Raw genomic sequence first — 14687 nt, 5'->3', positions numbered from 1 at the left:
GTGGGGGGTGCGGCCCCTCTCCCCCCCCCGCCCCCCCCCCCCCCCCTCTCCCGCCAACGCCCCCCCCCCCCCCCCCCCCCCCCCCCCCCCCCACCACCCAACAGGAAACCCGCCGTTGCTGTTGCTGTTGCTGTTGCTCCAGCTTCCAGCAGGTGCAGGGCTGCAAGCCCTGCCGAACACCATCCTTACCTCAAACGCAGCAGCAGGCTGCCACCCGCGCACACCACCGCCAGCCAGGCCACGCCGTTCCAACCCCACTGCGCCAGCGCCAGGCTGCCCAGCGCACCACCGGCGGCCATGCCGATGAACATGCCCGTGAACAGCAACGCATTGAGCCGGCTGCGTGCCGGCGGCACCAGTCCGTAGACCAACGTCTGGTGCGCCACCAGCGCCGACTGGAAGCCGAAGTCGAACAGCAGCGCGCTCACCACCAGCAGCGGTAGCAGCGCAGCGGCCGGCAGCCACGACTCGGTCAACAGCAGGCCAAAGCCCAGCAGCGCCACCGCGATCGCCAGCCGCGCCACGGCGTGGCAACCCAAGCGATCGGCGAATCGACCCGCAAACGGCGCGGCCAATGCGCCGGCCGCACCGGCAATGCCGAATGCACCCGCTGCGGCACTACCCAGCCCCAACCGTGCATGCAGCATCAGCGCGAGGGTTGACCAGAACGCGCTGAAGCCCACCGCCAGCAGCGACTGGCTGGCCACCGCACGGCGCAGCTGTGGCTGCTCGCGCCACAACGCCAGCAGTGAACCCAACAACGCCGGATAGCGCAGTGTGCTGGTCGGTGCGAAGCGCGGCAGCGCACGCGCCATCACCGCTCCCATCGCCGCCACTGATACCGCGGCCAGCACGAACTGCGTGCGCCAACCCCACGCTTCGGCCACTACGCCACTGACCACCCGTGACAACAGGATGCCGAGCAGCAGGCCGGTCATCACCCGGCCGACGATCTGGCCGCGCTGCACATCCGGCGCCAGCACCGCTGCAGCCGGCACGATGTCCTGCGCCAGCGTGGCCATCAGCCCGACCAGCAGGCTGGCCATCAGCAGGCCCGGCAGGTGGCCAGCCATCGCAGCAGCGCCCAACGCCAACGCCAGCAACGCGGACTTCCACAGGATCAGGTTGCGGCGGTCGAACCGGTCGCCCAACGGCGCCAGCAGCAGAATGCCAAGCGCATATCCCAGCTGGGTCAAGGTCGGTACCAGGCCGGCAGCGCGCTCGCCGGCGCCGAGATCCTGGGCGATCAGGCCCAGCATCGGCTGGCTGTAGTAAAGCGAGGCAACCGAGAAGCCGGCGCCGGCTGCCATCGCCATCACCAGCGGGGTGGAGGGTGCGGTCGCGGGTGCCGCAGCGACGGACAGCGAGGGGGTAGACATGGGGAGTCCGGTGGGGGAAGTGGGCCTATCCTGCCGGTATTCGCGAGACGTCTGTAGTAGCCTTTCGCACATACACTTCATACGTAAAGCGCATGAATGACCTCGCCACCGGCGCCGATCGTCTGGATCTTCTGCGCACCTTCCTGCGCATCGTCGATGCCGGCAGCCTGTCTGCTGCGGCCTTGCAGCTGGGCACCACCCAGCCGACGGTCAGCCGACGCCTGCAGGCACTGGAGCGGCAGCTCGGCCTGCGCCTGCTGCAGCGCTCCACCCACGGCCTGCAGCTGACCGAGGATGGCCTACGCTGCCAGCGTCATGCGCAACGTGTGATCGACGAGTGGGAGTCGCTGCAGGCCGAGCTGCACGGCGAACCGGAAACGCTGCGTGGACGCCTGCGGGTGATGGTGCCGCACGCCTTCGGCCAGGCGCAGCTGCTGCCGACCATGCTCGCGTTCCTCGCCCAGCACCCGCAGCTGAGCCTGGAGTGGATCCTCGAGGATCGGCGCCCGGACTTCATCGCAGAAGGCATCGACTGCGCGGTGCGGGTGGGCCCCGTCGACGAACCGCGCATGGTCGCACTACCGCTCGCCGAAGTACCGCGCATCGTCGTGGCGGCACCCTCGCTGGTGGACGCCACAACAGTCAGTACGCCGGAACAGGCGCAGGCACTGCCTTGGATCTCGCTGGTCACCTATTACCGCGAACGCCTGCTGCTGCATGACGCACAGGGGCGCGCGCATACCCTTTCGATCAGCCCGCGCCTGCTCAGCGACAACCTGTTCGTGGTGCAGCAGGCCGCATGTGCGGGGCTGGGCGCAGCGGTGGTCTCGGCCTGGCTGGTGGCCGACGATCTCGCACAAGGGCGGCTGGTGCAGCTGCTGCCGGACTGGCAGGCGCCGGCACTGCCGGTACACGTGGTGTTTCCCGCCGCGCGCCAGCAGCCGCCGCGGCTGCGCGCCTTCATCGATGCGATGAAGGCCGCGCTGCCGCAATTGCATGGAATGCGGCCGGCGCCGCGTTAGGTCATCGGCGGCATCATCCACGCATGGCGTGGATCTACTGATGGTACGGGTAGATCCACGCCATGCGTGGATTCTGCCCCGCCCCGCAATCAGTTGGCCTTGGCCGCCTCGGCATTCCACGCTGCGACCCTGGCCTTGGTGTCGGCCAGCATCTTGTCCAGCGCGGCGCGGTCATACATGTTGCCGCGCAGGATCACGCTGTCGATCTTTTCGGTGGCAGCAATGTCCTGCAGTGGGTTGGCGGTCAGCAGTACCAGATCGGCGGCCTTGCCCTGTGCGACACCACCGTAGCGGTCCATCTGGCCGAACCAGGCCGGGCCGGAACGGGTTGCGGCCGACAGCGCCTGCGGTGCGCTCAGGCCTTCCTTCACGAACAGCTGCAATTCCTGGTGCAGGGCGATGCCTGGGAAGTTGAACGAGTTGAGGAAGCCCGCATCGGTGCCCGCAATGATCGCCACACCGGCTTCCTGCAGCATCGGCAGCACCGCGGCCACCTGGTGGTACTGCGCGTGGCGCGCTTCGATCTGTGCCGGCGTGGCCTTCGCCGCGCGGTCCACGCGCCACTGGTAGGTCGCGCGCAGGCCCGGGCCGATGTAGGCCAGGTACGGATCGTTGGCGTGGTCATCCTGGTCAAGGAAATCGAGGATGCGGCCACCGTTGAGGGTCGGGGTCACGAACACGCCGCGCTTGGCGAAATCGCGGTAGGCGTGCATCGCCGTATCACGATCGAAGCTGGCGTCGAGGCGGCGGTTGGCTTCGGCGCGGTCGATGCGACCGGCACCGAAGTCGGCGGCGATCTGCGCTTCGTCCTTGCTGCCGGCCTTGAATGCATAATCCAGATGCTCGATCGAGGCCAGGCCCGCATCGACCGCCTGCTCCACGGTCAGTGCCATCGGAATATGCCCCGAGGCCTTGAAGCCGGCCTTGCGCGCAGCACTGGCCGAGTACAGGAACAGCTCCGGCTTCAGCGTGCTGTCGGTGATCTTCACGAAATCAACCTTGTCGTGCTGCAGGCGGGCGATCGCCTTGTCGGCGTCGGCCTCGCTTCCCACTTCGATCGTACCCTTCCAGACCGGCTTGATGCCTTCGATCTTCGCGCCCGAACTGAGCAGGCGCGGACCAAACAGCGTGCCCTTGGCGATCTCGCCGCGCCACTGCAGCACCTGCTCGGGCAGGTCACCGGAACAGTCGCGCACGGTGGTGATGCCGTGCGCGATATATAGCGGCAGCAGCGCCTTGTTCTCTTCGATCAGCGCCGGGCCACCACCGAAGTGCACGTGCATGTCCCACAGCCCCGGAATCAGGTACTTGCCCTTGGCATCGATCTGGCGGGCCGCGCTCCACTGGCTGCGCAGCTGCGCGTCCGGGCCGACGGCGACGATGTCCTCGCCACGGATCACCACGCTCTGCCCGGCCAAGGTGCTGGCGTGCTCGACATCGACCACGGTGGCATTGCGGATCAACAGGTCAGCGCGCTCGGCGGCCGAGGCCGACAGCGGGGCCACTGCAAGGAGGATGGCAAGGGACAACGGACGGGAACGGAACATGGACAGCATCCTGATGGGCACGCCCAGCGTGCGGGTGGAAGGGGTTTGCATTCAGCGCACCGCGCCGTGCTGGCGCAGCAGGGTCTCAATTCCGGTATAGCCGCGCTGGCGCGCGTGCGCCAGCGGCGTCACGCCGTCGCCGTCGGCAAGCTCCGGGTCGGCACCGGCCTCCAGCAGCAGCTGCACGATCTGCACGTGGCGCGCACCGCCATCGCCGAGCAGGATCGCTTCCAGCAGCGCGGTCCAGTGCAGCCGGTTGACATGGTCCACCGCCACACCGGCCCGCAGCAGCGTGCGCACAGTGGCGACGTGACCGCGCTCGGCGGCCGGAATCAGCGCGGTGCCGCCATAGCGGTTGGTGCTGCGCAGATCGGCGCCATGCGCCAGGGTCATCGCCAGGATCTCGTCCAGGCCGCGCGCACCGGCGTACAGGTAGGCGCTGTCCTGCAACGCGTCCTTGGCGTTGACGTCTGCCCCGGCCTCGATCAGCTCACGCGCGGCATCCACGTTGTTGCCATGCGTGGCCAGCAGCAGCGCGGTGCGGCCCTGGCCATCGCGCGCCTCCAGCGTGGCGCCATCCTCGATCGCCTGTCGCAGCGCATCGGCATCGCCACGGCTGGCAGCATCGCGCAGGCGGCCATCGACGTCGGCTTTGGACGTTGCGGTGCAGGCCGGGGAGACCATGGCCAGCAGGAACAACAGCAGCACGCGCGCGAACGGCGCAGGCCAGCCAGGGGAACGATGGACGCGCATGACGGTGTCTCCTCATGACCGTCGCCACGGAGCGCCGTGCGACGGTAGCAACAGCCGGGCATTGCCGGCCCCTGCCCTGCATGGTAGAAGTCGGCATTGGTATCCAGAAGTGAAATGTTCAAATGCAAGACAGTGCCAAATCGAATAGAACCCTGTTCGAACTGGACCTGCTGCGGGCGCTGGTGATGGTGGCCGACTGCGGCAGCTTCACCACTGCGGCCACGCGCCTGCATTCGACCCAGTCCACGGTCAGTCAGAAGGTGCGCCGGCTGGAGGAACTGGCCGGGCATCGCCTGCTCGAACGCGGCCACCGCGACGTACACCCCACCGATGCCGGCCACACCCTGCTCGGCTACGCGCGGCGCATGCTCGACCTGAACGAGGAAATGGCACAGGCGCTGGCCGGCGCCACCGTGGAAACCGCGGTGCGCATCGGTGTGCCCGAGGACTTCGTCAACGCGCAGACCACACGCATGCTGGCCGCTTTCAGCCGTCGCCACTCGCAGGTGAAGCTGGAGATCAGCAGCGGCCTCAGCCGTGACCTCGCGCAGGGCTTCGACCACGGCGAGCTGGACCTGGTGCTGGTCAAGCAACGCCGCAACAGCCGCCAGGCGGTGCATTGCCGGCGCGAGCCGATGCACTGGATCGACAGCCTGCGCAGCAGCTGCCTGCAGCTGGACCCGCTGCCGCTGGTCACCTTCCCGCCACGCGGGCTGTACCGCGACGAGATGATCCACGCCGTGGAGGCGCTGGGCCTGCGCTGGCGCATCGCCTTCACCAGTTCGTCGCTGAGTGGCATCCAGGGTGCGGTGGCCGATGGCATCGGCATCAGCCTGCTGCCGCGCCGCGCGGTCACCCGCGAACACCGCATCATCGATGGCGAGCGCGAGCTGCCGGTGATCGACAACTACGAGATCGGCCTGCTGCATCGCTCCGATGCCGATGATGCCGTGCGAGCGCTGGCCAGCGAACTGTGGCGGCAGGTGCAACGCGAACCGGATTGAGCACGGTAGATCCACGCCATGCGTGGATGCCTTTCGCGCATCAAGCATCGAAACTTGGCCAATCCGGCCGCACGGCGGGCAACATCGCCTCGTAGAGTGCCCGTTGTTTCCGTGTCCCACGGCGCTCTGCCATGTCCGATGAAATCCCCACCCGCTTCGATCCCCTGCCCGCTGCACTGCAGACGCATCTGCAGCACCAGCGCTCGCTGATCGCTGCGCGCGTGGCCGCCGGCTTTCCGACGTTGCCGGTGCAATGGCCGCTGGCGGCCACCACGCTGCAGCGCGTGGTCGATGCCGAGCTGATCGACCGTGATGACGGCGATGGCTGGGAAGCGCTGGGCGTGGCGTTCGGTGACACCCTGGCCCAACGCGTGCCGGGCCTGGCCTGGATGCAGGTCACCGATGCCTGGGGCATCGACGCGGTGCTGCGCTATGCCGACAGCAGCCTGCAGATCGGCGCCAGCACGCTGCTGCTCAAGCGCGTCGAGCAGGGCGAGATCATCGACATCGCCCATCTGCTGGCGTGGCTTGAGGAATTCATCGCCACCCGCGCCGACGATTACGCCTGATTGGTAGATCCACGCCATGCGTGGATGATTGAGACCACGCGATGGTGCCATCCACGCCATGACGTGGATCTACAGCCAGCGGCCGTCGACCACCACGCGGCGCTCCACCGGCACTCCGGCCACGGCGGCCGGGCCGTGGTCGGCACGCACCGCCACGAATGTGGCCGGATGCCCTTCCACAAGACCGTACTGTGGCAGCCCGATCACCTGCGCGGCATGGGTGGTCACCATGTCCAGCGCCAGCATCAGGTCGGCATCGGTATGGAAGCCGGAGCGGTAGCCCAGCAGCATCGCGCGTTGCAACAGGTCGCCGTTGCCATACGGCCACCAGCAGTCGCGGATGTTGTCGTTCCCGGCGAACACGCGCACACCAGCGTCATGCAACGCGCGCAGCGGCGGGAACGGATGATCGCCCGGCGCGTTGCTCATGATCGCTACGCTGGCCGTGGCCAGCGCCTCGCCCACCTGCAGCGCGCGCGCCAGCGGCACTTCGCCCAGCGAATAGGCATGGCTGACCGCCACCCGCCCCTGCAGGCCAGCGGCCCGGGTGCGCGCGGCGATGCGCAGCAGCTGGGCCAGGCCGGTTTCGCCGGGCTCATGCAGGTGAATGTCCAGCTGCACGCCATAGCGCTCAGCCAGGCCGAACAGCAGCGCCAGCTGGCCTTCGGCATCACCGTCGAGCGTGGTCGGGTCGATGCCGCCGAGCACCTCCACGCCCGCAGCAAGGGCCTGCTCCAGTACGGCGGCGGTGCCGGGACAGGACATCACCCCGGCCTGTGGGAACGCCACCAGCTGGATGCGCATGATGTCGGCACAGCGCAATGCGGCCTCGCGTACCGCCTCCAGGTGGCGCAGGCCGGTGCTGCCATCGATATCGACATGGCAGCGCATTGCCACTGTGCCGAAGCCGCTGCATTGGCGGATCAGCGCCTCGGCGCGATCGACCATCGGCGCCGCAGCCGCCACTGCCGCCTTTTCCACCGCCAACCGCTCACGCAGGCTGTTCACCGGCTGGTGCGGGTGCCAACGGTCGCCGACGAAACTCTTGTCCAGGTGGATATGGCCGTCGACCAGCCCGGGCAGCACCGCAAAGCCCTGCAGGTCGATGCATTCCGCCGCGTCGGCCGGCGCGGCCTCGCCATTGAGCCCGCTGATGCGGCCATCACGGATATGGAAATGCAGTGGCGCACCGTCGCGGTCGACACCGCCATGGACGAACTGGAGGGTCATCGGGAACTCCCGGAATGCCAAGAATGGTGCCATCGTGCGCCTCGCCGCAGCCATCGGCCAACGAAATATCTGGATGGCACGCATTCATCAGAACGATGACTGCCCTGCGACAACCGGTCGCAGCCACGCCGTGAACACCCCTGAACGGGTAACATGGGCGCCTGTTTCCGCTGTGATGCCGCATGGGCCCGTCCGACCGCCACGATCGTCTCCGCCGCTGGCAGGCCGCGTCCCTGCTTGCCGCCGCTCCGATCGCCAGCCTGTCCGCCACTGATGCTGCGGCCGCCGCGCCGCTGCAGTCGCCGCCGGGCCAGCAGCGCATCGCCCCGGCAGCGCTGGTCGAGCGCCTGCACCAGCGCGTGCTGTCCGGGCAGAGCGCCACCGCCACGCTGGAACACTGGTGTGCCGAACATGGCCTGGCCGAACAGGCGCGGGTGCGCGCCGTGCGCATACACGGCCAGGACAAGCCGGCCCCCGCCGACGTGCTGCAGGCGCTGGGCGTGAAGCCGGGTACCGACCTGCGCTATCGCCGCGTGCAGCTGGTCTGCGGCAGCCGCGTGCTGTCCGAGGCCGACAACTGGTACCTGCCTGGTCACCTCAGCCCGGCCATGAACCAGGTGCTGGACAGCACCGACGAACCGTTCGGTCGCGTGGTCGGCCCGCTCGGCTTCCAGCGCCAGACCCTGGCTGACCAGACGTTCTGGCCGCCGCGGGGCGAAGGCGATCACGGCGTGATCCTGGAAGTGCGTGCCCTGCTGCGCGACCGCCAGCAGCAGCCTTTCAGCTACGTCATCGAGTCGTACCTGCAGCAGGCGCTTCCGTAACGCGCCGCGGCGCCGGGCATCCGACGGCTACGGGCCCGTGATGGCGTTGGCTGCAGGATCCACCGAGAACACGAAGCGCCCACCACGCTGGTCCCTGCCCCATGTCATCGGCGCCGTGGTCAGACTGTAGACCGGGGCCGCCTTGTCCGTGCCGATCGCCTCGGACCAGGCACTGAAATCCTCATCGGTACGGCTTCGGATCTCGCCAACACACAGGCTGTAGCCACAGGCGAAAGACACCAGCGTGCCGTCGCTGCCGATGAGCCGGGTCGTGGCCGTCCTGTAGAGCCGGGCCAGGTCCTGCACTTCCGGGTGGCCAGCCGCATCGCGCTCGAACTGGCTGATCGCCTGCGCGAAAGCCTTGTCGGAACCCAGCAGCGCCTCACTCTTCTGCACGGACACCGCACCCTCGCTCAGCAGCATGCGCTCGCCCTCGAGGAAGTGCCCCTCCGGTTGCGCGAGCCCAGCGGCAGCCGTCGTGGCACTCGATGCCGTTGCCGCGCGCGATGGCCCAGCGTGCTCCGCTGGCTGCGCGTGAGACTGCGCAGGCGCGGCATTGGCCACCTCCGCGGCATCCTCCACGCTGGCCGCCTGCCTGCCACTGCAACCTGCAATGGCCACCACTGCAATCACACTCCACACCCTGACATCCATGCGCATCCTCCTCCGGGTAGCGCCACAGCATGCCACGCGCGCAGCGGCAACACGGGTGCACTGCACAAAGAAAAGCCCAGCAATGCTGGGCCTTTCGTTCGCCTGCGGAATCAGCGGAACCGGTAGTCCAGTTGCACCCAGTACTGGCGGCCATATGGGTCGTAGTTGCCAACCGGATAGAACGGCCAGCCGCCTCCGTTCTTGTCCGCCGGCGGGCGGCTGTCACGCAGGTTGTTGACGATCACACCCACCGACAGGTTCTCGCCGAACTGGCGGAACACGCTGGCGTTGTACGTCATGTACGGCGCGATGCGGCCACTGCCATCGGTCTTCGGCAGCGAGCCGAAGCGGTTGCCGTACAGCGTGGTGGTCCAGTCACCCTGGTTCCAGGTGATGCTGCCGTTGGCCTTGCTGCGCCACTGGTAGTCATCCAGCGAATTGCGGATGTCACGCTCCGGATCATCGGAGAACTGTCGGTATTTGTGCTCCAGCACCACGGTGTAGGCCAGGCGCGTGGTGAAGCGGCCATAGCGGCCGGCATCGAAACGCCAGTTGCCCTTCAGGTCCAGGCCGCGAACCGATTCGGAGGCCGCATTGATCGGATTGATCAGCACACGGGTCACCTGGTCCGGCTGCACCGTGGCATTGGACGGATTGCGGATCACCCGCGACAGCGCGTCCTGGCACAGCGGCGAACCGATATCGCGCGCTTCGCCGCCCAGCGTCCGGCCCAGGCGGCAATCGGCCTCATCACGCAGGATGCGGCTGGTATCGAGGCTGGTCACTTCGTTGTCGATGCGGATGTCGTAGTAGTCAGCGCTGAAATCCAGGCCGGACAGCGGCGACCAGACCACGCCGAAACCATACGACTTGGCCGATTCCGGCTGCAGCTGCGCATTGGCGCGGTTGCTGTAATCAATCGACAGGCCGTTGTAATCGCAGTTGTCGTACGACTGGCCCGCCGTGCGGCAGCGCCAGTAATCGGTCATGCCCGGGTTGTAGCCGCGGGTTTCGGTGGCAAACACGTAGTTCATGTCCGGCGCACGGAAGCTGGTCGCCGCCGTACCACGGATCAGCAGGCTCTCGATCGGACGGAACTCGACGCCGAAACTCCAGGTGGCCTTGCCGATGTGCTCGCCACCGGCACGGTACTGGTCATAACGACCGGCCAGGGTGGTGGTCAGCGACTGCAGCAGCGGCAATTGCAGCTCCACACCTGCAGCGTAGCGGTCACGCTCGCCACCGGCGCCGACGCCTGCACTGGTGTTCCAGAACTCGCCGCTGCCCAGGCGCGGGTCCGGTCGGTTGCGATAGCCCTGGCTGCCGGCCTCGACCACCGCTGCCAGCGCCGCATCGCCCCCAGGCAGCGCGAACAGGCGGCCGTTGACGCTGGCGCTGAAGGTCTGCAGCCATGCCGCGTTACGGCTTTCCTGGTAGTCGGACAGCCCCTCGTATTCGTTCGGGGTCAACGGCTGGAACAGGCGCGACGGGTCCGGCGCATAGACCTCAACGCCGTTGCGCACACCCAGCTTCGGGCCGAGCAGGTATTCGTTGATGCCGGCCAGCAGCACCGGGCGGCGGGTGCGGTTCTCGTATCGCGAGCGGCTGTAGACCGCCTCATAGTCCCAGCCGCTGTCGCCGATCTGGCCACGTGCACCGACGTTGAACGACCACGAGTTTTCCAGGAAGCGGTTGGCATTGCGCGGCAGCCCGCCGATTTCCTCCGGCGCGAAGCGCCGGTACCAGCTTTCCAGGTTGCCGGTGGTCTGGTTGTAGAAGTAGTTGCGGGCCGAGGTCCAGGTCGGCGCACGCGTGTTGTTGTAGATCCGCGCGCTGCCCACGGCGACATCGGCAAACAGGTCAGTGGTCTCGTTGACGTGGAAGGTCAGCAGGCCATAGCCATTGAGGTTGCGCTTCTGGGTCTGCACGGTCCAGTAGCTGGCGGCGGCCTCGTTGCTGCCGCAGTACCAGCCCTGGCGAGGGTTGAAGGCGCGGAACACGCTGCCGCCATAGATGTCAGACGCCCCGTCGCAGCCAGTGACGCCCGGATCGATGTTGCGGCCGGTGGCGGCATTGCGGCGATAGGCGATCGCGGTCGCCTGCGGTGCCTTGCCGGCCGGATCATCGTCCAGCGAATCCATGAAATCGCGCTGGCGCGCGTGGATCGCCTTGCGCACATCGAACTCGAAGCCGAACAGCGCATCCCAACGCTCGCCGGAACTACCACCGACCACCTGCGCGCGCTGGTTGTCGCCGCCACCCTGCTGGGTGCCACCGGCGCGCACGTTCACATCCACGCCCTCAAAGCGGTCCTTGAGGATGATGTTGACCACGCCGGCGATCGCATCGGAGCCGTATACCGCCGATGCGCCAGCGGCCAGCACCTCGATGCGCTCGATCAGCGCACTGGGAATGTTGGCCAGGTTGACCACGTTCACCGAGCCCTCGTAGGCCAGCGGGTAGTCGGCCTGGCGGCGGCCGTTGACCAGCACCAGCGTGCGGTTCGGGCCCAGCCCGCGCAGGTTGATGGTGTTGGCGGCCGGGGTGAAGGTGTTGCCGAAGTCCTCGCCCTGTACGTTGCCGGTGTTCTCGGTCAGCGCGCTCAGTGCGTCGAAGGCATTGCGGTAGCCCTGCGCATCGATCTGCTCGCGGCTGATCACCGTCACCGGCGACGGGCCCTCGACACTGGCGCGTGGAATGCGCGAGCCGGTGACCTTCACTTCCTGCAATGTGGTGGGTGCGCTTTCCTGCGCGAAGGCCGGCATCGAGACCAGCATCAGGGACGACAGTGCGAGCACCAGCGGACGCGGGCGCAGCGCCTTGTGGGAGGCGGACATGGGCTTCCTGGGGAGTTGGGCGGGTGGTGGTACGGGGGCAGCGGCCTGTACGGCGCATAACGATCCCGTAACGAAAGTGTCCTGAATGGGGGGTTTCAACGGAAATGACCAGGCCTGATGGCCTTATGCCTGAACCGAATCAGACCCGCAGTGCCATCCACCACACTTTTGCAATGTTTTGAATGGTGCAGGGCTGCAGGCACGGCCATCGTGCCCGGGATGATGACCCCGTACCCCACTTCCCTCCTTCCCCCATTGCGCCCGGTGCTGCGCCGTCACCTGCTGCAGCTGCAGGCCGCACCGGTCACCCTGCGCCCTTTCCAGCGTGCCGACCTGCCGCGCTGGCGCCTGTTCGATGACCGCCGCCGGCGCGGCCGCCGCGATCCGTCCGTCATCGATGAGGAAGCGCGCTTCCTCGCCCACATGCATCGCTCACGCCTGGAACAGGACAACGACCAGCTGCTGCTGGGGGTGTTCGATGACGAGCACGGCAACGTACTGGACCAGCTGCACGTACGGCTGCAATCACTACACGCGCGCAGCGCCGAACTGCTGTCGCTGCAGCATTGGCACCCGCATGCCGACGCGGCGCTGCAGGCGCTGTGTCCGTTCTTGTTCGAGGACGTCGGCCTGCATCGCCTGTTCGTGATGCTGCCACCGGACTGCAGTGATCCGTTCGCCACCGCGCTGCGGGCCTTCGGCTTCGAGCAGGAAGGCCTGCTGCGCGACCATCATCTGGATCTGGATGGCTGGCAGGATCGCCAGCTGCTGGCGCTGACCGCCCCCATGTGGCGGAGCAAGCACAGCGTGCTGGACTAGCGCACCCGCTCCAGCGCGTTGCCGGCACCGGTCAGCACCGAGCAGGCGTGGTCCTGCAGCTCTTCGGCGCTGGCCTCGTTGCCGGTGCCCGCGTCCACACGGGTGGCCAGCAGGATGAAGCCCGGGACGCCCTGCACGGCGTCCCGGCCCGCCACAACCAGGCTCCACTGGCCGACGTCGTCCACGCCTGCGAGGTCGTAGGCCAGCAGATTGAGCGGATTGGCGGTCAGTTCTGCGCCCGGCAGCAGGCGTGCCTGGTACTGATGGCCGCGCAGCAGCACCGGCAGCGGTGTCCACTGGCTGCCCAGAGCGGCAGCATGCGTGTCCAGCGCCTGCAGCATGTCGGCACGCAGGCAATCCACGTGAATATGCAGCTGATGTTGCGAGCGGCCATGCGGTGAATTCAGCGCCAGGCTGGCAACGTTGCGCGGCAGCGGTTGGCCCAGCGCCCGTTCGGTGTGGGTGCGGGCCAGCCAGGCCGCGCCGAAGTAGTTGGGTGCACCACGCTGGTACAGGCTGCGGCTCTCGATGCCGCTGACCTTGTCCAGCGGCATCAGCAGGAACTGGTAGTCGCCGTGCGCGTCCTTGACCAGCACATCGCGGCGGTCTGCTGCCGTCTCCACCCGCAGGCAATCGCCACGCGGGCCTTCGGCGCCCTGGCAGTCACGTTCAATCAATCGCCACAATGCATCGGAATGGGCCGGCGGCGGAGGCGCGCTGGCACAGGCAGACAACAGCAGCAGGGACGACAGCAGGAAGGGGCGCAAGGACACGGCACGACTCACGGAGCAGGCACGGCAGACAGCGCCGCGCTGCATTCTAGCCAGTGCAACGCTGCAATCAGTAGGTGCCGAACGGCACTTCAACCACGATCGGGGCGGCACCCTCGCCGGCCTGCAGGCTGTAGCGGTCCAGCGCGCCATCGTCATCGGCGTGCGGCTGGCGCTGGAAATGCAGCGGGTAGCGGCTGTCCCCCAGGCGCACGGCACTGCCGTCGGCCTCCAGCGCGGCACCTTCCGGAATCAGCAGACCGCCCAGGTCGCTGTAGGCGCCAGGTACATCGGCGAAGCTGTAGTCGGCCAGCTCGTCCACCCGCTGCATCGCATAGACGTGCGGCACATAGGGTCGTGCAGGGCTACGGCGATTGCTCAGGTCCGTCACCCAGGCCTGCGGCAGGTGGTACTCCCCGCGCAGCGCAGCGACGCCCAGCGAGGGGCTGGCCACCTGCAGGCAGCACACCGCCCGCTTGCCCTCGCGGTCGAGGATGGCGAAACGGTCGCCGCGGGTGGCCGCCTGCGGCAGCATGGCGAAGGCCAGGTTACGCTGCGCCGGCGCGTAGCCGGATTCGGTCTGCAGGTTGCGCCAGGCGCCGAATACCGGGGATTGGACCTGCTCGGGTTCCGGATCGGCAGCGGAGGCGGCAAACGCCACGCCCAGCAACGACAACATCAGGGCCGTCATTGTCTTGTCCTTGCCGCGGAAACTGCCTGCCGTCATACCGTATCCAACACCTGCGCCGGAAAGGCCCGGCCTGCCCGCTGGCGTACTGCCAGCTATTCCTCTCACTATGCAATGACCACGCTGTGCCGGCAATGACCGGGGCGCTGACGCCTTTCGCACGCTCGGTGCTATCGTTCCCGCCATCGTCCCCTGCGCAGGAGCGCTCACATGTCTGCATTCCGTCTGTCCCTGTTGCTGCCGGCCTCCGCCCTGCTGCTGTCGGCCTGCGTCAGCACCCCTGGCCCGGAAGTCAAAGGCAGTGGCCGCTGCGACGCCAGCCAGCTGGGCTGGGCGATCGGCCAGCCGGCCAACGAGCCCAACATCCGTCGCCTGTCCCGCGAGAGCGGTGCCGGCCTGGTCAACCCGATCGGCCCCAGCACCATCACCACCAAGGACATCCGCCCGGACCGCCTGCGCGTGTTCGTGGACAAGGACAACATCATCACGTCCACCCGCTGCGAGTAAGCGCGGCAGCGGGCTTTTGTAGAGTCGGGGGGTGCGCACCAGGGTGTTTGGGGTGGGGGGCGGCGAAAGCAAAGCGGCAAAGGG

14 protein-coding genes are annotated in these 14687 nt (G+C 67.7%); 6 read left to right on the top strand and 8 right to left on the bottom strand.

Annotated features, from left to right (window positions below):
• Positions 1-185 precede the first annotated feature (185 nt).
• Positions 186-1379, bottom strand: coding sequence for an MFS transporter (locus ABE423_RS18835; RefSeq protein ID WP_125895875.1), 1194 nt, complete (start codon positions 1377-1379; stop codon positions 186-188).
• 92 nt (positions 1380-1471) lie between these two features.
• On the opposite strand from ABE423_RS18835, the gene ABE423_RS18830 reads away from it, so the two are divergent.
• Positions 1472-2401, top strand: a complete 930-nt coding sequence (locus ABE423_RS18830; protein WP_180837649.1) for a LysR family transcriptional regulator — start codon at positions 1472-1474, stop codon at positions 2399-2401.
• 89 nt (positions 2402-2490) lie between these two features.
• Here the strand turns inward: ABE423_RS18830 and ABE423_RS18825 are convergent, their stop codons facing one another.
• Both ABE423_RS18825 and ABE423_RS18820 read right to left on the bottom strand, forming a co-directional pair.
• A complete protein-coding gene (locus ABE423_RS18825) occupies positions 2491-3948 on the bottom strand; it encodes an amidohydrolase family protein (protein ID WP_346487146.1) in 1458 nt (485 codons plus the stop codon).
• Positions 3949-3999: 51 nt separating this feature from the next.
• Positions 4000-4701 (bottom strand): ankyrin repeat domain-containing protein, encoded by a 702-nt coding sequence (locus ABE423_RS18820; RefSeq protein ID WP_125895872.1) that lies wholly within the window; start codon positions 4699-4701, stop codon positions 4000-4002.
• Positions 4702-4823: 122 nt separating this feature from the next.
• Between ABE423_RS18820 and ABE423_RS18815 the strand changes: the two genes are divergently transcribed.
• Positions 4824-5705, top strand: coding sequence for a LysR substrate-binding domain-containing protein (locus ABE423_RS18815; RefSeq protein ID WP_125895871.1), 882 nt, complete (start codon positions 4824-4826; stop codon positions 5703-5705).
• Positions 5706-5836: 131 nt separating this feature from the next.
• Positions 5837-6274 carry a DUF3806 domain-containing protein gene (locus tag ABE423_RS18810; RefSeq protein WP_019337889.1) on the top strand — a complete coding sequence of 146 codons (438 nt, stop codon included), beginning with the start codon at positions 5837-5839 and terminating at the stop codon, positions 6272-6274.
• A 69-nt stretch (positions 6275-6343) separates the two neighbouring features.
• Here ABE423_RS18810 and ABE423_RS18805 read toward each other — a convergent pair whose 3' ends face one another.
• A complete protein-coding gene (locus ABE423_RS18805; RefSeq protein WP_346487143.1) occupies positions 6344-7504 on the bottom strand; it encodes an amidohydrolase family protein in 1161 nt (386 codons plus the stop codon).
• 182 nt (positions 7505-7686) lie between these two features.
• Between ABE423_RS18805 and ABE423_RS18800 the strand changes: the two genes are divergently transcribed.
• A complete protein-coding gene (locus ABE423_RS18800) occupies positions 7687-8328 on the top strand; it encodes a hypothetical protein (protein ID WP_049398456.1) in 642 nt (213 codons plus the stop codon).
• A gap of 27 nt (positions 8329-8355) precedes the next feature.
• Here the strand turns inward: ABE423_RS18800 and ABE423_RS18795 are convergent, their stop codons facing one another.
• Together ABE423_RS18795 and ABE423_RS18790 are read right to left on the bottom strand one after the other, a co-directional pair.
• Positions 8356-8982 carry a hypothetical protein gene (locus ABE423_RS18795; protein WP_346487141.1) on the bottom strand — a complete coding sequence of 209 codons (627 nt, stop codon included), beginning with the start codon at positions 8980-8982 and terminating at the stop codon, positions 8356-8358.
• Between the two features lie 110 nt (positions 8983-9092).
• Positions 9093-11819, bottom strand: coding sequence for a TonB-dependent receptor (locus ABE423_RS18790; RefSeq protein WP_346487139.1), 2727 nt, complete (start codon positions 11817-11819; stop codon positions 9093-9095).
• 219 nt (positions 11820-12038) lie between these two features.
• Between ABE423_RS18790 and ABE423_RS18785 the strand changes: the two genes are divergently transcribed.
• The gene (locus ABE423_RS18785) at positions 12039-12638 is read left to right on the top strand and encodes a GNAT family protein (RefSeq protein ID WP_121503533.1); all 600 of its coding nucleotides are present in this window, start codon (positions 12039-12041) and stop codon (positions 12636-12638) included.
• Here ABE423_RS18785 and ABE423_RS18780 read toward each other — a convergent pair.
• Together ABE423_RS18780 and ABE423_RS18775 are read right to left on the bottom strand one after the other, a co-directional pair.
• Positions 12635-13411: a CDP-diacylglycerol diphosphatase gene (locus ABE423_RS18780; RefSeq protein WP_346487137.1), complete on the bottom strand. Its 777-nt coding sequence runs from the start codon at positions 13409-13411 to the stop codon at positions 12635-12637. The genes ABE423_RS18785 and ABE423_RS18780 overlap by 4 nt on opposite strands.
• A 67-nt stretch (positions 13412-13478) precedes the next feature.
• Entirely contained in the window at positions 13479-14135 is a 657-nt protein-coding gene (locus ABE423_RS18775) for a decarboxylase (protein ID WP_346487135.1), read from the bottom strand.
• A gap of 171 nt (positions 14136-14306) precedes the next feature.
• Between ABE423_RS18775 and ABE423_RS18770 the strand changes: the two genes are divergently transcribed.
• A complete protein-coding gene (locus ABE423_RS18770) occupies positions 14307-14603 on the top strand; it encodes an I78 family peptidase inhibitor (protein WP_006373100.1) in 297 nt (98 codons plus the stop codon).
• The last annotated feature ends 84 nt before the right edge of the window (positions 14604-14687 follow it).

Source organism: Stenotrophomonas sp. TWI1409 (assembly GCF_039673015.1).
Taxonomy (GTDB): Bacteria; Pseudomonadota; Gammaproteobacteria; order Xanthomonadales; family Xanthomonadaceae; genus Stenotrophomonas; species Stenotrophomonas maltophilia_A.
The sequence above is the reverse complement of the archived record's forward strand: the minus strand, read 5'-3'. Positions and strand labels throughout refer to the sequence as shown.